The sequence below is a fragment of the Coprococcus sp. RTP21204st1_G4_RTP21204_210225 genome (assembly GCF_040915385.1).
Lineage (GTDB): Bacteria > Bacillota > Clostridia > Lachnospirales > Lachnospiraceae > Allocoprococcus > Allocoprococcus comes.
This window is the reverse complement of sequence record NZ_JBCPDP010000003.1, coordinates 182,399-202,039: the sequence shown is the minus strand read 5'-3', so window position 1 is coordinate 202,039 and position 19,641 is coordinate 182,399. Positions and strand designations below refer to the sequence as shown.

Sequence of the window (19,641 nt, the reverse complement as noted above, 5' to 3'; positions counted from 1 at the left end):
TTACTCTCCCTCTTTTTCTAATATTTTCAGCATTTTTTCTACATTTTCGCTGGTCCATGCCGGAAATTCCAGTACCGCATCCGGGATATCCTGCCTTCCAGAATCCGGGTTGTGGAACCAGATACATTTCATACCGGCTGCTCTGGCAGCTCCTCCACCGTTAGTCGAATCCTCTACTACCAGACAGTCCTCCGGCTCCATTCCCAGTTTCTCTGCCGTTACAAGGAAAGTATCCGGTGCCGGTTTTGGATGCTCTACATAATCTCCACTCATGACCACTGTAAAATATTTCTCCATATCCAGAGACTTTAATGCATCTTTGATCGCATAAGCCGGAGAGGAAGACGCTACTGCAAGCAGATATCCTTCGTCTTTTAACTGCTTCAATGCTTCTTTGATTCCCGGCATCTCCGGAAATCCTTCTGCCTCTGTAATCTGCGCTTTTTTCTCTTTCATGAGCGCATTCATCTTATCCACATCATCAAAAACCGGCCCATAATTCTCATTGATCAAATCCATGAAGAATCCACGGGTAGAACCGATACACGGAAGGTAAACCTCATAGTCAAGATCGATTCCGTTCTTCTCTTTTAAAATTTCTTTCCAGCAACGATAGTGTAATGGTTCTGTGTTGATCAGAACACCGTCCATATCAAAAATAACTGCTTTCATATCTTTTTAGCCTCGATTAAATGATTTAAATTCTCTTTCCGTTCTTATTTTGAATGACGTTTTTAAAGATGTCAAGACGGAGAAGCTAAAAAGAATGTGCCTTGGCACATTCTCGCGCCGAGCGCAGTCGCTTGCGACATTCTTCATCTTCGTGCGAGTGCGCATCTCCGGCACACAGTGCCTTTTATTTCATAGGAAGTTTCTTCGGAATTTCCTATGAAATAAAAAGAGAGCGACTGTACGATTCAAAAAACGCACAGGCACTCTCTTTGGCTTTTATGGATTTTTCTTAAGGTCTCTGTCCCATTCCACCTTCTAAGGTGATCGTCTCTCCGTTCATATATTTGAAATCCGGTGATGCAAGCTGTACGCATGCACGTCCGATTTCTTTTTCTACATCTCCGTAATGTCCAGCCGGCGGCATCTTTACATTTGCCTTGAATGCTTCCGGATAAGCTTTCTGGAAATTCTCAAGCTGTGCTGTCCATGCGAGCGGGCATACGATATTGACATTGATTCCATCTGGTCCCCACTCTGTTGCAGCTACTCTGGAAAGTCCACGGATTCCTTCTTTTGCCGCTGCATATGCGCACTGTCCGTAATTTCCGAAAAGTCCGGCACCTGAAGCAAAGTTGATAACAGATCCCTTTGTCTCTTTCAGATACGGATAACATGCCTGCATATAATAGAATACCGCATATACGCCGGAATACATTGCCAGATTGAACTGGTCTGTTGTATGATCTGCGATCGTAACACCAGATGCGGATGCCTGTGCATTATTGATCAGGACATCAATTCTTCCGAATGTATCAATTGCCTGCTTTACTACGTTCTGTACTGTTGCTTCATTATCAGCCCCCGCGCTGACATCAGCCTGTACAGGTAATACTTTGATACCATAGAGTCTCTCCAGTTCTTCTTTGGCATCTTCGAGTTTCTTTACATTACGCCCGGTAATTACCAGATTCGCTCCTTCTTTTGCGTAAGCTGTTGCAATTCCATATCCAATAGATCCGCAGCTTCCATCACTTAATACAGCTCTTCCGCCGCCTGTGATAATTGCAGTCTTTCCTGTTAAAAATCCCATAATCAATTTCTCCTTCCTGCTGTCCTTCAACTAGCATACAATTATAATAGCAGAGTACAGGTCAGAATTCAATACCGAATTGTGTCTATTTTCTGACAATATAGTTAATTTTTTGATTATCGCAAAGACAGTTAGAATGCAAAAACCTCATTAAATAAGGGTTGTTTATTATATAGATACCAGGGGCAAAAGGTCAGAAAACCGATGCAAAACGCACGTAGCAATCTGGTATCAAAGGGGTCAAAATACCTTTTGACCCCAACATCTTATCTATCTACAACATATACAATAGTGCATTGCAGATACATGCAGCAATATTGCTGCCACCTTTTCTGCCTCTTGCCACGATATATGGTGTGTCTTTCAGTGAAAGGATTAACTCTTTAGACTGGACAACATTTACAAATCCTACAGGAACTCCGATGATGAGTTCTGGGGTTAATTTGCCATCCTGGATCAGTTCATAGAGTCTTACAAGGGCTGTCGGGGCATTTCCGATGGCAAAGATGATTTTTTTATCGAGGGTGGCTGCTTTTTCCATGCTTGCAACGGCACGCGTGGTTCCGTTCTTTTTGGCAGTTTCTGCTACATCTTCATCGGACATAAAGCAAAGAACTTCGCTTCCGTATTCTGCAAGCTTCCGTTTGTTGATACCTGCTTTTCCCATCTGGGTATCGGTTACAATGACTGCACCATTTCGGATAGCATCCAGCGCTTTTTCTACTGCACCTTCTGAAAACATCAGGTTCTTGGCATAATCAAAATCTGCGCTTGTATGGATACAGCGTTTGACGATCGGTTCTGTTCCGGGGATCAGATGCGTATCACCCAGTTCTTCTGTTATGATCTCAAAACTGCGTTTTTCTATTTCTGCAGGTTTTACATTTTCCAGTTCTATCTTCACTTGATATTTCCTCCTTTGATCGTCACACCGATCCCGCATACTACCCGGTCTACCTGATCTGAATTTGCCGCAAGTACGGTACAGATCCTTCCGGTCAGTTCCCTGTATCTGCGATCAAATGCGTCTATCGGAACCAGACCATAGCCGATCTCCTGTGTCACAATTACAATATCCGGACACTTTTTTGTTAGTTTCGATGCGAAATCAATTGCTTCTTTTTCCGACCAGTTTTCTTTTTTTATCATGCTCTGGATATATTTTTCAAAATGAAAGACTCCTTCTGCCTCAAAAATATTATCTCCTTCACATAGTTCCCCATCCGTCCAATGAATGTATGGGTTCTGCTTTTTTGCATACGCAAGCTTCCCCTGATATGCACCGCCGATTATCATTTTCATTTTTTTATATCTTTCCTTTCAACCGGAATTCCGTACACAACTTCTGTCACCAGATCTGCCCTCTCTCCCATCCGAAGATTTAGCTTTCCGAGAAGCTTCAGATATTCTTCCATCTCCGGATTATCTGTCATGCTGTCTGAAAATACTTCATTTGTAACAACTACCAGATCATCACTGACCTTCTGCAGCTTATGGATCCCCGCCAGAATGGACTCTTCTGCATTTTCACCTGCTCCTGACGGATCGTACATTTCATTTGCCACAAGATTGGACATACATTCCAGGAGAACACTTCCTGTCTCTTTTGTCTGCAGGATTTCTGCAGCTTTTTTAAGATCCGTATAGCATTCGATTGTTTCAAACCCTTTGCCCGCACGAAGTTTTCTGTGACGTGCAATTTTCTCTTCCGTTTCCTTCCCGAAAGGTATCATAGTTGCTATATAGTAGCGTTTTTTGTTTCTTTTTGAATGGCTGGCATATTCCATAAGCTTCTGCTCTGCATATTCGGATTTACCACTTCCACTGCCACCTGTGATCAGATGAAACATTCTGCTGCATTTCCCTTCTCGATAATCTCATATATTTTCTTCATATCCATATTCTCACGAACTGCATTTGCAAGAATCTGATACTGCTTCTCTTTGTAAGCATGGTAGTCCATGGAGTGCATGGCTTCCTCGCCGTATCCTTTTTCTTCCAGAAGTGCCCCGATCAGTGCATCCGCTACTTCCCGGTCATCAAAAATCCCATGTACATAGCAGCCGTACACATTCTTCTTCTGCGCTCCGTCCCACCGGCTCTCACCTGTCACCTGATCACAGATCTGTACCATCATCTTATGATCTGCAGCATCTTTATCAGAAAAAATAGTTTCCCCCATATGGATCTCATATCCATCCAGCTTTGCACCGGACATTGCTTTTAAGATTCCGTTAACTTCTCCGAACCTTCCGGTAACACGGGTTCTTCTCTTGGTATTTTCAAATACAGTAACTGTAGGAAGCAGTCCCATTGCTTTTATGGTTCCACCACGTTCTACCCCTTCCGGATCAAGGATCTCTTCTCCAAGCATCTGGTAACCGCCACAGATACCAAATACCGGTTTCCCTGATGAGGCATGGCGCAGCACTTTCCCTTCCAGTCCGCTCTGACGAAGCCACAACAGGTCTTCCATCGTATTTTTACTTCCCGGCAGAATTACCAGATCTGGATTCCCGAAATCTCCTGCCTTTGACACATACCGAAGCGAAACTTCTTCCCTGCATTCCAGTACCGCAAAATCTGTGAAATTGGAAATACGCGGCAGACGGATCACTGCAATATCCAGAAGTGCCGCCTTTTCTTTCCGCTCAAACCTTTCTGACAGACTATCCTCATCATCAATATCCGCATAAATATATGGCATCACGCCACATACCGGTATCTTTGTCCGCTCCTCCAGCATCCTGATACCTGGCTCCAGAATTTTCACATCCCCGCGGAACTTATTGATCACCGTACCTTTGATCCTTGCCCGCTCTTTTTCTTCCAACAGCATAACCGTCCCGACGATCTGCGCAAACACACCACCACGGTCAATGTCTCCGGCAAGAAGAACCGGTGCATCCACCAGCTCAGCAAGTCCCATGTTGACAATATCATTCTGCTTAAGGTTTATTTCTGCCGGACTTCCCGCGCCTTCAATGACGATCACATCATACTTTTCTTCCAGTTTATGATAAGCTTCTAAAATAGCCGGAATATATTCTTTCTTTTTACGGAAATATTCCATCGCCGGCATGACTCCCGCAACTTCTCCGTTTACAATTACCTGACTTCCTATATCGGAGGTCGGTTTTAAAAGAATCGGGTTCATATAAACTTCCGGCCGGATCATAGCAGCTTCTGCCTGCATGACCTGTGCGCGTCCCATTTCCAGACCATCTGCCGTGATAAAAGAATTGAGTGCCATGTTCTGTGACTTAAATGGTGCAACCTTGATTCCATCTTCCTTTAAAACACGACAGAGCCCTCCCGCAAGAAGGCTCTTTCCGACATTTGACATGGTTCCCTGAATCATAATCGACTTTGCCATATTAAAATTCTCCCTGACCTGCATAGAGAATTTCTCCCAGCGCATCGATCAGTTTCTGGTTGTCTCCTCTCTGCCGCATACAAACACGATAATATCCTTCTCCGAGACCTTTGTAATTGCTGCAATCCCGGACCAGGATCTTCTGTTTTTTCAGTTTCTCATATAAATTTATACCGCTTCGCATCAGAATGAAATTGGCATCTGACGGATAATGGGTAATTCCAAGCTTGTCTAATTCATTTTCCATCCAGATTCTTTCACGGTTCGTAAAATCACAGGTCCGTTTCACACGCATCCGCTCTTTTAAAGATGCCATGCCTGCCGCCTGTGCCGGTATCGATACGCTCCATGGCTGTCTGGACTGTTCCATCTTCTCCAGAAATTCCATATCCGAAGTAACGGCATACCCGATACGGATTCCCGGAATCGCGTGCATCTTAGTCAGTGAACGGAGGATAAATAACGTTCTCCATCTCTTAGTATCTGCAAGAATGGATGCCGTAGCTGCATTTTCCGCGAAATCAATAAAACATTCATCCAACACCATCCGGATTCCGTAAGTCTCGCATCTTGCAAGAATCTTCCAAAGCATACTCCGGTCGATCAGCTTTCCGGTCGGATTATCCGGTGAACACAAAAATACCATATCAATATCTTCATTCAGAAGATCCAGAAAATCTTCTTCCAGTTGAAAACCAGTCGCTTCTCTTTTCTTATAATAACAGATCTCGCACCCGGTCGCACGCAGTGCCTGTTCATATTCCGCAAATGCAGGAACCGGTATCAGCGCTTTCCTTGGGCAGTCCGCAAGTACTGCCGTAAAAATCAGATCTGCCGCTCCATTTCCACAGATAATATGCTCAGCCGGAACTTCCAGTCTTTTCGCCAGAGCACTTTTCAGTTTCCTGCAGCTGGCATCCGGATAATTTCCAATCTGGTCTATTGACTTTCTTGCCGCTTCCACTACAGCTCTTCCAGGTCCGAACGGATTCAGATTCACAGAAAAATCTGTCATTCCTTTGTGTGTATAAATATCTCCACCATGTACATATTCCATAACCTTTTATTCCCCTTACATCAGTATCATACAATATTTCAGTAATCCAAAGACAAGAAGTGTCAGAAGTGCTGTTCCGTCCATTAGATTACCGGCTCTTAAAATATCTTCCGGCTCGATAGGACGCACATCATCTCCGATTGTCTCTTTCGGATATAATTTTCCAAAATAATAGGCATCTCCCGCAAGCTGCACCTGAAGTGCACCTGCACATACCGCTTCTGTCTGCGCGGAATTCGGGCTGGCATGCTTTCGCCTGTCTCTTTTCCAGACTGCCCACGCCCTTTTATAATCCATCCGGAAAATCCATGCACTTGCGATCATCAGAAGTGCTGATATCCTGGACGGAATATAATTCCATACATCATCCATTTTAGCCGCAAACCGACCAAAATGTAAATACTTTTCATTCTTATATCCTACCATAGAATCCATTGTATTAACAGCCTTATAAAAAAATCCAAGTGGTGCCCCACCGATCAGCATAAAAATGAGCGGTGCGATCACTCCGTCCGATGTATTTTCGGCTACCGTTTCTACCGCTGCCTTTGTCACTCCGGCCTCAGAAAGATTTCCGGTATCTCTCCCCACGATCATCGATACCGCATGTCTTGCCCCCTCCAGATTGTGGTTTACGAGCCGTACATAAACCTTCCTGCTTTCATCTTTCAGGCATTTTCCGGCAAGAAGCTGATAACACCAGAAAGTTTCCAGTGCAAATTGAAGCCAGAAGCTGACCTTTCCGACAAGATACAAAAGTCCCCACGGAATTCCGACCGATGCGATCACCACACCAAACCATAAAACACATCCTGCGATTCTTTCTTTTTTCTCATCATTTTTACAAAATCCGCGCAGCCACTTTTCCAGTATCGAAATCCAGTTTCCAATGATCCGTACCGGGTGGTAAAGCCATACCGGATCCCCGAAAATCGCATCCAGCGCCATTCCTGCTATACATGCCATCAAAGAACTCATATTTCCTCAATCTCCTCAAACTGTCTCTTTCCCTGCTGCCATTTTTCTTCCTCAATTTGAAAATGAAAACCTTTTCCGTTTTTCACCTGCCAGTGATAAAATTCTTTCTTTTCCGGATCAAATGCTTCCATCACCGACATGATCGTCCCCCCATGAACCACAAAGGCAATCTTCTTTCTTTTTCCCTTTATCATCTTTTCCATCATCTGTTCAAATCCGCAGACACACCGTTTCCGGAACTCCATCGGATCTTCTCCTCCCGGAAATGCCTTTGTACCTCCAGAATCAATCCAGCTCTGATACTTTGGATTCCCAGTCAGCTCCTGATAATTCTTCCCCTCAAAAAGGCCAAAATCACATTCCCGCATCTGCTCACAGACAACCTGCTCTGCTCCCGGAAAAAGAATCTCTGCCGTCTGCCTGCACCTCCTGAGCGGACTGACAATCACAAGCTCCGGCTTCCACTCCTCACGTCCATTTTCTTCTTTTTTCAGAGTATGCTCCAGAACGAACTCTGCCTTTATTTCTTCATCTGTCACCCCAATATACCGCTTCTCCAAATTCCCTTCCGTCGCAAAATGCCGAATCAGCTCGATTTCCATCTTCTATACATCTCCTCTTCCTTTCTCTGCTTTTCATTTGATTCCCTGCTTTTCATTTGATTCCCTGCACAATCAATCCCCCAACTAATAATGCCAGCTCACAAATCTGCAGAAAGTATCCCGCCAGATCCCCGGTAACACCTCCAAACTGTTTCCTGCTCATCCGGTAATAATATCCAAATACTACTCCTGCAATTATAAGAAGTACCACCATACCAACCGGCGAACAGAAATACAAATATACTGCCGCCAGGATCAGGTATACAATCATTGTGATCCTTACTGCCTTTTTCTGTGCTCCATCCTGGAAAGTCTTTACAAGACCGCTTCCTCTTGCTGCCGGAAATGTCACTACAGCAATCCCACTGAGCGCTCTTGAAATTACATATCCTGCTGCTACTACCGGAAGCATCTCCGTCCGGATTTCACTCCATACGCCAAGGCTTACGGTAAAATAACAGCAGATTCCGATGACCGCAAAAGCACCGTTATGCGAATCTTTCAGGATTTCCAGTTTCTTTTCTTTATCTCCCCAGGATCCAAGTGCATCCATCGTATCCATAAATCCATCCAGATGGATCCCTCCACTTACAAAAACCGGTATCAATGTCATAACCGCAGCAAACATCAGTCTTCCACTGTTTACTTTCGGAAAAATATTTCCATCAAGAAACATTCCTGCCAGATAAATGAGTACTCCGGTCACAACACCGATCAGCGGAAAGAAACACATCGTATATTTCATATTTTCCTTGTTCCACTCAATGCGCGGCATCGGTATTTTTGAATACATAGAAAACGCAACGATCATCGGTTCTAAAAATTTCATCTTTCGTCCTTCCCATCCAGTACTTCATACTGCTCTACGTGAATATCATCAAAAGTTCCCATTTTACGGTACACCTGAAGTCCCATCTCAAGAAGCGGCATCGCTGCCACTGCTCCTGTTCCTTCCCCCAGACACATGCCACATGTAAGAAATGGTTTTTTTTCTAAAGCATCTAAAATCTTTCTTGACGCAGGTTCATCAGACAAATGGGATGGTAAAATATATCCTGCACATTCCGGAACCAGCCGTACTGCCACAAGTGCAGCCACTGCAGAAATAAAGCCATCTATCAGCACCGGAATTCGGTAGATCGCCCCACCGAGATATACACCTGCAAGTCCTGCTATGTCAAGTCCTCCAACCTTAGAAAGTACATCGATCGCATCTGTTTTATCCGGCTGCATCCGCTCAACCGCTTCCCGGATGACCTGTACCTTCTTTTGCAGACCTTTTTTCGTCAGACCTGCCCCCTTTCCTGTCATGACCTTCGGATCCTCTCCGAGCAATACAGAGGCAACCGCACTGCTGGTCGTTGTATTTCCAATTCCCATTTCACCTGTCGCAAGAATTTCGTATCCCGCTTCGGCACACTTCTTTACCATCTGAATCCCAACTTCTATCGCCGCAACTGCCTCTTCTCTTGTCATCGCCGCTTCTTTTGCAAAATTGTGTGTGCCATACATCACTTTGTATTCTTTCTTTGTCACAGACGGCACATCTGTTGCCATTCCTACATCCACCGGGAAAAGATCTACCTTTGCCTCTTCTGCAATGATGCAGACGCTTGTCTCTCCTCTTGTAAAGTTATCCGCCACGATTGCCGTTACTTCCTGTCCGGTCTGTGTCACGCCTTCTTCTACCACACCGTTGTCCGCGCACATAATGATCAGCCCGCGCTTTCGCAGTTCAAAATCTGAAGTCCCCTTAATCCCGGCAATCTGGATCACCGCATCCTCCAGACTTCCCAGACTAAACAGCGGCTTCCCTACCGTCATCCAGTGCGCCCGCGCCTCTTCCATTGCATTTTCATCAAGTGGTTTTATTTTCTCTTTCCATCTGGTCTCTTCCATCTGTAAGTCTAATCTCCTGTCTTTTCGATTTGTCTTTGTCAGCTTTTTACTTGCTTCTGTAGGTTCTACACGCTTCTACAAAGCGTCTGGCCACTTTGGGGTTGGAATAAAAGTATAAATGCGGAAATCCCGCAAACAGATTCCCCTTCATATGAACAGCCTGCCATTTTCTCACACCATCCGGCTTTACGGCAAGTGTATCCTCTCCGTTTTCCGTAGAATCCCAATAATGGAACTCATGCGCCCGGATCTTCTCTCCCTTTTTCATATACACTCCGTTCATTTCCGCAGTCAGCTCAATGTATCCGAATCTGGTAAGTCGCCCTTTTTTGATCCCTTTTCCCGGAAGTACCCCCACCATCGGATAGTGCTTTCCATCTTCCCCTTCCAGCTCTTCTGCCAAATATAGAAATCCTCCACATTCCGCAATACATGGAATTCCATTTTCAATCTGCTTTCTTACATCTTTTCGCATAGCTCTGTTTTCTGCCAGATGTTTCGCACAAAGTTCCGGATATCCACCACCAAATAAAAGTCCGTCTAAATGTTCCGGAAGCCTTGTATCCTCCAAAGGACTAAACGGAATGATCTCACATCCAAGCTCTTTTAAAAGCTCCATATTATCCTTGTAATAGAAACAAAAGGCCAAGTCACGCGCTACGCCGATACGCACTTTTCGTCCGGCTGCTTCCTGTTTTGCCTTCACCGGATGATACTCCATTTCTTTTGCTTCCCAGGCAATTTTCAGCACCGATTCCATATCAAGTGTCTCTGTCAGAATCTCTGCTGCCCGGTCAATCTGTTTTCCCAGGTTCCCTATTTCCTCCGGAAGCATCAGTCCCAGATGCCGACTCTCCAGATGAAAAGCATCCTCCTCCGGCACATAACCAACCACCTGAACCTGGAATCCCATTGTCTGCAATCCCTCTTCGATCATCTTCTTCATCTTCGGATACAGCATCGGGGAAATCCGGTTCAGAATGATTCCCCGGATATTACTGTCATTCCGGTATTCAATCATTCCCTTCAATACTGCCAGGATTGTCGATGCCATACCTCTTGCCGGAACAACCAGGATTACCGGAAGTCCCAGGGTTCTCGCAACGTCATAAGTACTTGCCTCATCCGAATCCAGACTGATCCCGTCATAGTACCCCATCACACCTTCTGTCACCACAAGCTCCGCGCCTTCCGCATGATGCATAAACCGCTCTTTCAAGCGCTCCCGGTCACAAAAATACAGATCCAGGTTCTCGGAATCAATTCCCAGCACCTCCCGGTGAAACATAGGATCAATATAATCCGGTCCGCATTTGCAGGCGCGTACCTTCTTTCCGGTATTTTTAAATGCTTTCATCATTGCCATTGTCACCGCTGTCTTTCCACTCCCACTGGCAGATGCCGCGATTACAATTCCGGGAATTTTCATTCTATATCTCCTCCGTCTGAAATAATATAAATCGGATTTAACCCGGTCATCATGTGATATCTTCCAAGTTTCTTTGACTTTGCCACATTCAGTTGTATGATTTCCGGATCTGCAAGCAGTCCTTCCTCCATCGCCTCCATCGCTTCCTTCACGGTTTCCAGCGAAATTGCATTGATCACGATACGGACGTCCGGATTTTTTTTCTTTATGCACTGAATAATTTCTTTTAACTGTCCTGTACTGCCTCCGATAAAAGCATGGGTCGGCATTTCCAGTGCTTCCAGTGCCTCCGGTGCAACTCCTTCTATAACCTGAATCTGGTCTGCCCGGAATTTCTGCATATTCTTCCTGATCAGTTCTGCACCCTCCGGATTCTTCTCTATTGCATAAACGCGGAGATTCTCTCCCTGAAGAGCAGCCTCTATAGACACTGAACCGGTTCCGGCCCCCACATCATATATTACTGCATTCTTTGTAAGCTTCAATTTTGCAATGCTGACTGTCCGCACTTCCTCCTTCGTCATCGGAACACTTCCACGGATCAGCTCCTCATCTGCAAGATGAATTCCTGTTCTCTTTTCCGGCTTTGGATTCTCGATCAGAATAGTGGTAAGATCACCAAAATCTTCTGCCTGAAGCTCGTTTCCTTTTTTGATCACAATCTCTTCATCCGGATAAGACAAATGATTTCCAACCGAAACGGTTACTTGTTCCAGATGGTAATATTTCAGTTTTTCGCAGATCTCTTTTCCCGCACTTTTCCCAAGGATCAGAAATGTCTTTTCATGGTTTGCAACTACATGGATAAAATTCTGACTTCTTCCATGCAAGCTGAGAATCTTCGCATCCTCCCAGCTTTTTCCAAGCTTTGCCGCAAGATAGATTACAGATGAAATCCCCGGAAAAATCTGTACTTCATATCCGTCTTTTTTCAGAATATCCGCCAGCTTTTTTGCCCCGCTGTAAAATCCGGTATCCCCGGAAAACAGCACCGTACATCTGGTCTTTTCCTCCTGCTCATCCAGGATTGCTCTGATTTTTTCCGGCAGATACTCTGCATAGCAGCATTTCTTTTTTTCCCGGAATCCTTCCAGCATCCGCGTAGCTCCGATCAGCACATCACTTTCCTCAATGATCTTTCTGACCTCTTCCGTAAGCGTTCCTTTGCTTCCCATCCCGATCCCGGCAAGATTTACCTGGCATTTTCGGTTTTCCACAGTTATTCCTCCAATCGATAGCCTCTCGGTGTCACCATTTTCCCATCCACATTTCTCGTCTGGCTGTTGCCGATATAAACGGTTGTAAACATATCGACCTCCGTATCCTTCAGCTCAGAAAGTGTCAGAATATGTGCATCTTCGCCTTCACGTCCGATGTTCCGCACATAACCGCAGACTGTATCCGAGCTCTGGTACTCCAGGATATACTCGCATGCCTTTTTCAGGTAATCTGCCCGTTTCCGGCTGGACGGATTATACAGACAGATCACAAAATCCGCCATCGCAGCTCCGCGGATCCTCTTTTCAATCTTCTCCCACGGTGTCAGAAGATCACTCAGACTGATCACTGCAAAATCATGCATCAGAGGTGCACCAAGAACTGCCGCACCGCCATTTGCCGCCGTGATCCCCGGCACGACCTCCAGCTCCACCTCCGGGTAGCCCTGTCCCATCTCATAGAGCAGACCTGCCATTCCGTAAATTCCGGCATCCCCACTGCATACCATAGCTACCGTACTTCCTTTCATCGCCTCATCCATTGCCATCTCACAGCGGATCACTTCCTGCCGCATTGGTGTGGAAAGGTACTTTTTATCCGGAAACCTTTCCCGTATCAGTCCCGTATATACGGTATACCCGATAATAACCTCACTTTTTTCCAGTGCCGTGGACGCCTGGTATGTCATTTCTTTCTCAGCACCCGGTCCAAGACCGATTACATAGACTTTTCCAATTTTACACATTTCCTACACCTTCTTTTCCTTTGCCCTGCCTGAACTCTGTTGTAAACTCCGGATGATATAAAAGTGACCGTTCATACTCTCCGCCAAGCACCTCACCAACCACGATCAGTGCTGTCTTTGTAATTCCATTCTCCTTTGCTGTCACCGCAAGATCTTTCACCTTACATCTGCACACCTTTTCATCCTCCCAGGTTGCCTTGTAGACGATCGCTGCCGGAGTCTCCGGCTGATAACCGCCTTCGATCAGACGCTTCGACAGTTCTTCCAACATCCCGGTACTTAAAAAGATTACCATCGTTGCCTGGTGCGCAGCGAAACTTTCAATGGATTCTTTTTCCGGAACCGGTGTTCTTCCTGCCATCCGTGTGATCACCACAGACTGTGAAATCCCGGGAAGAGTATATTCTGCATTCAGTGCAGATGCCGCTCCGCAAAAGGAGCTGACTCCCGGGCACACTTTATAAGAAATATTCTCCTTTTCCAGCAGATCCATCTGCTCTTTGATCGCACCATACAGACACGGATCACCCGTATGCAGCCGGACAACTTTTTTCTCCTGCTTCTCTCCGGAAATCATCACTTCCATCACTTCTTCCAGCGTCATCTTCGCACTGTTGTAGATCTGACAGTCCTTCTGACAATTCTTAAGAAGCTCCGGATTTACCAGTGAACCGGCATACACCACTATATCTGCTTCCTCCAAAAGCTTCTGCCCCCGTACTGTGATCAGATCCACAGCACCGCTTCCTGCTCCAACAAAATGAATCATTTTTCTTTCTCCTTTGCTATTACAATCGAAAAATATCCCGCATCTTCCGGTATTTCTTCTGTGCATTTGTAAATTTTTTCTCCATCCATTCCGCAGTTCATTACCATTTTCGCCTGCTGTCCTTCCTCTTTCAGAACAGCTTTGACCTGCGCCATTTTTTTCCCGGTCTTCATAAGAACCTTCGTCCCCGGAAGCTTCAACTTTTCTTCAATTCCATAGGACACCGGAAGAACATGCAGCTCGTGCCGGTTCTCCACAAGCGAGATCTCCAGCCTTGCTGCCGCAACACAAAAAGACGGAATCCCGGAAAAAATCTCCCCCTGATATCCCATCTTTTTCAGTCTTTTATAAATATAAATTCCTGTCGAATACACGGTCGGATCTCCAATCGTCAGAAAAACCAGATTCTTTCCTTTCTCCAGAAGCTCTGACGCCTTTCTTGCACCCACATCGTGTATCTCTTTCAGTAGCTTTTTTTCCTTGATCATTGGCATGGGAAGATACAGCCGCAGCTTCTTTTTCGTCTCCGGCTCTGCCTCACACGCAATCCGATATGCCAGACATTCTTTTGCAAATGTCTCTTCTTCCCCCTCTTCCAGTTCCGGTTTCTTTAACTCCGGACTGCCAATTGGAAGTACCAATACCTGACACGCCTTAATCGCACGAATTGTCTTTATCGTCATCAGTTCCGGATCTCCCGGACCTACACCCGCAAGGTCAAATCTTCCTGCCATTTTTTGTCATACCTTTCTACCTATCCGATCTTTTCCCTCAGTTTGTCCACAAGAGATGTCTTCCCAAGAACCCCGAGTTCATCCGAAAACATCAGCGCCCCGACCTTCATCTTCTCGCCGGCACGCTTCGCCAAATGATACTCGATCTTCTCCATCACGGTCCGCATCGTCTCTTCTAAAAGTCCTTTTGCTTCCAGAATGTCCAATGCTTCCTTCGTCGTAAAACACTTCATCAGAGCACAGACTGTCTCACGGTCTGCCCCTGCCATTGCCGCATGGACGGCAAGCACTTCCATTCTTGCATCTGCCTGTCTGGAATGGGTATTCATTACACCTGCAGCGATCTTGACCAGCTTTCCGATATGTCCTACAAGCAGCAGTCCGTCCATCTTCAGCCGCACGCCGTCATCAATCGCATCCCCGATATAATTGCTGCATTTCACCGCAAGCTCCTGATCGTACCCAAGTGTCTGCCTTAAAAAATCATTTCCATAATTTCCCGGTGTCAGATAACAATACCGGTGACCTTCATCACGAAGCATCTTCATTTCCAGGAAAATAGTCTGCGTCAGTGCCTGTTCACTCATCGGTTCTACGATTCCTGAGGTTCCGAGTACCGAAATCCCACCTTCGATCCCAAGTCTTGGATTAAACGTTTTCTTCGCGATCTCCACGCCCTGCGGAACATAGACCAGAACGTCTGCGCCACCATCCCAGTCATATTTCTCAATCTGGCTTTGCACCGCTTCCCGGATCATCTGCCGCGGAACCTTATTGATCGCCGCTTCCCCGGCTTCCTGCTCCAGCACCTTCCGGGTGAACCGCCCTACTCCGATCCCACCATCTAAGGTCACTCCTTTTTCCCTTTTTTTCGTGACCTTGGCGTAAACGAAGATCCCGTTCGTCACATCCGGGTCATCTCCGCTGTCCTTCTGAATGGCACAGCTGACAGATTCATTTTCTCTTTGGATCTTTTCTACTTCCAGATACAGTTCGATCCCTTTCGGCGTCATAAGAGATACCTGACGGATTTCCTCCCCGGAAAAGAGCATTGCCGCTGCCGCCTTTGCTGCTGCCGCAGCACAGCTTCCTGTTGTATATCCACACCGCAGTTCTTTTTGATTTTTCCACACGACCTGCATCTTGTCCATTTCCATTTCGTCTCCTTAGTATTCGATGCCTTTCCTTGCCCGGATTCCTTTTTCAAAAGGATGCCGTACCATCTTTACTTCCGAAATATAATCTGCCAGCTCCAGAAGCTCATCTGACGGATCCCGTCCGGTCAGAACCACTTCCAGATTGTCCGGTCTGTCTTTTAAGAACTGCACCGCCTCTTTATTCGGGATCAGTCCATACCGGTATGCCGCCATAAATTCATCAATCACAAGCATATCATAATCCCCTGTACTGATTTTCCCCCGGATCGTATTCCACAGCCTGCCATACATCTCTCGGACTTCTTCCTGTTCCTTTTCGGAAAGTGTCTTAAAAAATCCATAGCTTTTTTCCAGATGAAGTACCTCGATCTCCGGGATCCGATCCAGGATCTTCAATTCTCCCGAAAATTCATTTTTTAAAAAACGGGCAAACAGAACCCGCATACCACTTCCAGCTGCGCGAACTGCAAGCCCCGTTGCCGCCGTCGTCTTTCCTTTTCCATCTCCACAGTAAATGTGCAAAAGTCTATTTTTCATATGATTCCAGCTTTCCCATTTCTTCTGCAAATACAAGCAGTTCTTTTATCTTCTGGTTGGTTGTCCCAATCACAATTCCTGCATTTATCACCTTTTTACACTGCCTGATCATCTGCTTTGCCCGTTCAAATGCACGGTCGCTTACCGGTTCAAATGGCTCTTCTTCGATTACACTGACTGCCAGATGTTCTGCCAGATGATAGTCAATATCATTAGTATACAGGATTCCTGCCGAAAATGGAATCTTTGCTTTCTGAAGGTTCCGGTAAACAGGGATTCCACTGCCTCCGGAAGAGATCACAAATACTTCTGCCTCTCCCTCTGCCTTTGCAAGCTCCACACTTCCGAACACAGGATCAAAATGCCCGTTGTCGATCTCATAAAGTTTCTGGATAAAATCTTCTTTAAAAATCGCCTCCGGCTCTCCATAACCGAAAATTGTATCTCCTTTAACGCACAGGATCTTATCCGAGATCTTCTGCGCCAGATCGATCTCATGAAGTGACATAATGACCGTGATCTGCTTTTCTTTCGCCATATTTTTCAAAATAGTAAGCAACTCCAGCTTATAACGGATATCCAGAAAAGAAGTGGGTTCATCCAGGATCAGTACCTCCGGTTCCTGGCAGATCGCTCTTGCCAGAAGGATCCGCTGTCTCTGCCCGTCACTGATCGCCTCAAAACTTTTTTCTGCGTATTCTGTTGCATGGACAATTTCCAGTGCTTCCTGTGTCTTTTTCTCATCTTCTCGCGTTAATATCCCGAGCCGTCCTGTATAAGGATACCGCCCTGCTGCTACGACCTCATAGCAGGTCATCAGCTCCGGTTTTGCCCGCTGTGTCAGCACCACTGCCATCTTCGTTGCAAGCTCTTTGTAAGATAAGTCTTTCAGATTCTTTTCACCGATCGTCACCTTACCTCCAATGAGCGTAAGCTGTTTGGTAATACTTTTTAAAATCGTAGATTTCCCGGAACCGTTTGGTCCAATCAGTGTCAATATCTCACCTTTTTTAATCTCTGTACAGATATCATGGATCAGTACATTTCCATGATATCCGACAGAAAGATCTTTCATCTGAAAATAGTTCTCACTCATATTTATTTCCCTTTTCTTCCTTTTATCATCATGAAAATTACGATCGGTGCACCAAAGATCGAAGTCACAGTACTGATATTCAGCTCCAGTGGTGCAAATGCCATACGCGCAATCAGATCACATCCCATACAGAACACCGCCCCGCCAAGAAATGTTGCCGGTATCACAACCAGCGGTTTTGCCGTCCCGAGAAGATGCTTGATCAAGTACGGAACTGCGATTCCAACGAATGAAATCGGTCCTGCAAATGCAGTCACACATGCGGAAAATACACTGGAAAGCAGAATCAGAAGCACCCGGAACACACGGATATTGACCCCCATACTCTGCGCATACATTTCTCCCAGCTGATACGCTCCGATCGGCTTTGACAGGAAAAAGGTAAGGATCAGTGTGATTCCTACCATAAGCGCTGCTACCTTTACATTGCTCCAGCTCATACCGGAAAAGCTTCCCTGTGACCAGCCATGCAGATTCACGATATCTGAATCCTCCGCAAAAGTCACTACAAAATCAGTTACTGCCGAGCAGATATAACCGATCATGATTCCGCCAACCAGAAGAGTTGCCATATTCCGGATTTTTCTTGCAAGAAGCAGGATAAATCCAATTGAAAGCATAGATCCGATAAATGCTGCAATGATCAGTATATAAGATGATACCAAAGTGTAATATTTTAAAAAGATGATCATCGCCAGAGCGACCATCATCTTTGCACCCGAAGAAATCCCCAGTACATACGGTCCTGCGATCGGGTTGGAAAAAAATGTCTGCAATAAAAATCCGGAAAGGGCAAGTGCCCCTCCCAGAATCCCCGCCATCAGGACACGCGGAAGACGGATTTTCCAGATAATATTCATCTGCACCTGTGTTCCTTTTTTCAGAAACAGGATCCGTAAAATCTCAGGAACCGAGATCTGTACATTTCCGGTATTGATGTTCAGCACTACGATCATGCAAAAAACTGCTGCCAGCACCGCAAAGACTCCCATATATCTTGTATTCCTTTTCCAGTTATTTTTCATTCCTGCCTGTCCCATTTTCTTCTCCGTTTTCTATTTTACATGGTATAAAAATGTCATCTTGCTTTCATCGCCGCCTGTCAGCATCAGATTCATATCCGTGATCAGTTCCCCGACGATATCGGTTGCCTGATACAGATATTTACCGGTACACCATACATTTCCTTCTTTGACTGCTTTGAAATCAGAAAAAAGTGCATCTTTTTCTTCCAGATCTTTTACACTGTTGATTGGATTATCGATACTTGAATTATAAATCAGATAATCTGCATCCGCCGCCTGTGCGTAAAATTCTTCCATTGTAAGTTTTACTGCTGAAGTATTACTGTCATCGCCAGTCAGATCATCGAATACATATCTTCCACCGGAAAGTTCGATCATTTTCGGAATATAATCATCACTTCTTCTTACTACCACCGTTCCGTCACTGCTTACATAGAAAAATGCAATTGTCTTCTCGGTATTCTTAAAATCTTTGAGCGCATCGACATTTTCCACCTGCTTTTCAAAAAATGCATCCGCTGCATCTTCTTTATTCAGCATTGCTGCATAAAGTTTGATCCATTCAGTTCTTCCTAGAGGATGCGATTCATAGCTGGACCGGTCGATCATCACCGGGATATCCAGAGATTCAATCATCTCCTGTACCTTCGGTGTGTGAAGGATCATGGTCGATTCGATGGCAAGATCACAGTCTTCGTCCACCAGCATCTCATAATCCGGTTCACTGTATTTCCCTGCAAATTTTATTTTCCCGTCATCCATCGCTTTGACTGCATTTTCAATATACCATCCGGAAGCCTGGGTACCTGTCATTGTGATATTATCCAGAGAATCGATCGCATTAAAAAGTGCCATTGCAGATGTCGCCGCAAGATAAATATGATCCAGCGGCTGCTGAAGGATCACGTAATCCTCCTCGGCTCCATCCGGCACATCCTGATTTTCCGGGACGACCAGAAATTTTGCATCGTCTTTGATATCGATCATCTTATAGCCGTCTTTGTAGTAATATACCTGAAAACCTTCGGCATATTCCAGATCCATCGCGGATTCATAAGTGAGTCCGTCAATCTCCGGACCTTTTTTTTCTTTGGCACTTTCTTTCGTACTGCTGCTTTCTGTTTTTTTTGTATCTGTTGTATTCTTTTTCGTCTGCCCGCATCCGGTCAGTGCTGCCGTCCCAAGCAGCACTGTACTCAAAAGAATGCACCCCAGACGCATCGTTCTCTTTTTCATTTTCTACCTCTGTATCCAAAA

Annotated in this window: 21 protein-coding genes; all 21 read right to left on the bottom strand. The window is 45.4% G+C overall.

Translation table 11 applies throughout. The annotated features are described in order from the left end of the window. Positions 1 to 672 carry an HAD family phosphatase gene (locus tag AB5213_RS04255; protein ID WP_055157979.1) on the bottom strand — a complete coding sequence of 224 codons (672 nt, stop codon included), beginning with the start codon at positions 670 to 672 and terminating at the stop codon, positions 1 to 3. Positions 673 to 961: 289 nt separating this feature from the next. Continuing rightward, a complete protein-coding gene (locus tag AB5213_RS04250; protein WP_044998928.1) occupies positions 962 to 1,762 on the bottom strand; it encodes an SDR family NAD(P)-dependent oxidoreductase in 801 nt (266 codons plus the stop codon). A 274-nt stretch (positions 1,763 to 2,036) separates the two neighbouring features. Continuing rightward, a complete protein-coding gene (locus AB5213_RS04245) occupies positions 2,037 to 2,666 on the bottom strand; it encodes a precorrin-8X methylmutase (RefSeq protein ID WP_022220732.1) in 630 nt (209 codons plus the stop codon). After that, positions 2,663 to 3,064 carry a bifunctional adenosylcobinamide kinase/adenosylcobinamide-phosphate guanylyltransferase gene (locus AB5213_RS04240; RefSeq protein ID WP_173691984.1) on the bottom strand — a complete coding sequence of 134 codons (402 nt, stop codon included), beginning with the start codon at positions 3,062 to 3,064 and terminating at the stop codon, positions 2,663 to 2,665. Before AB5213_RS04240 ends, AB5213_RS04245 begins: the two co-directional genes overlap by 4 nt. Beyond that, positions 3,061 to 3,612, bottom strand: coding sequence for a bifunctional adenosylcobinamide kinase/adenosylcobinamide-phosphate guanylyltransferase (locus AB5213_RS04235; RefSeq protein WP_008371769.1), 552 nt, complete (start codon positions 3,610 to 3,612; stop codon positions 3,061 to 3,063). Before AB5213_RS04235 ends, AB5213_RS04240 begins: the two co-directional genes overlap by 4 nt. Next, the gene (locus AB5213_RS04230; protein WP_368276378.1) at positions 3,600 to 5,138 is read right to left on the bottom strand and encodes a cobyric acid synthase; all 1,539 of its coding nucleotides are present in this window, start codon (positions 5,136 to 5,138) and stop codon (positions 3,600 to 3,602) included. The genes AB5213_RS04235 and AB5213_RS04230 overlap by 13 nt, the downstream gene beginning before the upstream one ends. 1 nt (position 5,139) lies before the next feature. Next, positions 5,140 to 6,195, bottom strand: coding sequence for a histidinol-phosphate transaminase (locus AB5213_RS04225; RefSeq protein WP_008371775.1), 1,056 nt, complete (start codon positions 6,193 to 6,195; stop codon positions 5,140 to 5,142). A gap of 15 nt (positions 6,196 to 6,210) precedes the next feature. Then, positions 6,211 to 7,173: an adenosylcobinamide-phosphate synthase CbiB gene (cbiB, locus tag AB5213_RS04220; RefSeq protein WP_008371777.1), complete on the bottom strand. Its 963-nt coding sequence runs from the start codon at positions 7,171 to 7,173 to the stop codon at positions 6,211 to 6,213. Further along, the gene (locus AB5213_RS04215; RefSeq protein WP_022220734.1) at positions 7,170 to 7,775 is read right to left on the bottom strand and encodes a histidine phosphatase family protein; all 606 of its coding nucleotides are present in this window, start codon (positions 7,773 to 7,775) and stop codon (positions 7,170 to 7,172) included. Before AB5213_RS04215 ends, cbiB begins: the two co-directional genes overlap by 4 nt. A gap of 52 nt (positions 7,776 to 7,827) precedes the next feature. Then, on the bottom strand, positions 7,828 to 8,604 hold the full coding sequence (locus AB5213_RS04210) for an adenosylcobinamide-GDP ribazoletransferase (RefSeq protein ID WP_022220735.1): 777 nt from the start codon (positions 8,602 to 8,604) through the stop codon (positions 7,828 to 7,830). Continuing rightward, complete coding sequence (cobT, locus tag AB5213_RS04205; protein ID WP_368276377.1) at positions 8,601 to 9,674, bottom strand: nicotinate-nucleotide--dimethylbenzimidazole phosphoribosyltransferase; 1,074 nt, start codon at positions 9,672 to 9,674, stop codon at positions 8,601 to 8,603. The genes AB5213_RS04210 and cobT overlap by 4 nt, the downstream gene beginning before the upstream one ends. 46 nt (positions 9,675 to 9,720) lie before the next feature. Next, positions 9,721 to 11,103: a cobyrinate a,c-diamide synthase gene (locus AB5213_RS04200; RefSeq protein ID WP_022220736.1), complete on the bottom strand. Its 1,383-nt coding sequence runs from the start codon at positions 11,101 to 11,103 to the stop codon at positions 9,721 to 9,723. Next, positions 11,100 to 12,320 carry a precorrin-6y C5,15-methyltransferase (decarboxylating) subunit CbiE gene (gene cbiE / locus AB5213_RS04195; RefSeq protein WP_330586379.1) on the bottom strand — a complete coding sequence of 407 codons (1,221 nt, stop codon included), beginning with the start codon at positions 12,318 to 12,320 and terminating at the stop codon, positions 11,100 to 11,102. Before cbiE ends, AB5213_RS04200 begins: the two co-directional genes overlap by 4 nt. A gap of 2 nt (positions 12,321 to 12,322) precedes the next feature. Next, a complete protein-coding gene (gene cobJ / locus AB5213_RS04190; RefSeq protein ID WP_173692011.1) occupies positions 12,323 to 13,057 on the bottom strand; it encodes a precorrin-3B C(17)-methyltransferase in 735 nt (244 codons plus the stop codon). A gap of 1 nt (position 13,058) precedes the next feature. Next, positions 13,059 to 13,835 (bottom strand): precorrin-4 C(11)-methyltransferase, encoded by a 777-nt coding sequence (cobM, locus tag AB5213_RS04185; RefSeq protein ID WP_173685201.1) that lies wholly within the window; start codon positions 13,833 to 13,835, stop codon positions 13,059 to 13,061. After that, a complete protein-coding gene (locus tag AB5213_RS04180) occupies positions 13,832 to 14,569 on the bottom strand; it encodes a precorrin-2 C(20)-methyltransferase (protein WP_368276376.1) in 738 nt (245 codons plus the stop codon). The genes cobM and AB5213_RS04180 overlap by 4 nt, the downstream gene beginning before the upstream one ends. A 20-nt stretch (positions 14,570 to 14,589) precedes the next feature. Further along, positions 14,590 to 15,726, bottom strand: coding sequence for a cobalt-precorrin-5B (C(1))-methyltransferase CbiD (gene cbiD / locus AB5213_RS04175; RefSeq protein WP_368276375.1), 1,137 nt, complete (start codon positions 15,724 to 15,726; stop codon positions 14,590 to 14,592). A gap of 9 nt (positions 15,727 to 15,735) precedes the next feature. Further along, positions 15,736 to 16,263: a cob(I)yrinic acid a,c-diamide adenosyltransferase gene (locus AB5213_RS04170; RefSeq protein WP_055157969.1), complete on the bottom strand. Its 528-nt coding sequence runs from the start codon at positions 16,261 to 16,263 to the stop codon at positions 15,736 to 15,738. Further along, positions 16,253 to 17,359: an ABC transporter ATP-binding protein gene (locus AB5213_RS04165; RefSeq protein ID WP_173699452.1), complete on the bottom strand. Its 1,107-nt coding sequence runs from the start codon at positions 17,357 to 17,359 to the stop codon at positions 16,253 to 16,255. The genes AB5213_RS04170 and AB5213_RS04165 overlap by 11 nt, the downstream gene beginning before the upstream one ends. A 2-nt stretch (positions 17,360 to 17,361) precedes the next feature. Then, on the bottom strand, positions 17,362 to 18,399 hold the full coding sequence (locus AB5213_RS04160; protein WP_008371797.1) for an iron ABC transporter permease: 1,038 nt from the start codon (positions 18,397 to 18,399) through the stop codon (positions 17,362 to 17,364). Positions 18,400 to 18,414: 15 nt separating this feature from the next. Next, the gene (locus tag AB5213_RS04155) at positions 18,415 to 19,620 is read right to left on the bottom strand and encodes an ABC transporter substrate-binding protein (RefSeq protein ID WP_368276374.1); all 1,206 of its coding nucleotides are present in this window, start codon (positions 19,618 to 19,620) and stop codon (positions 18,415 to 18,417) included. Positions 19,621 to 19,641 lie beyond the last annotated feature (21 nt).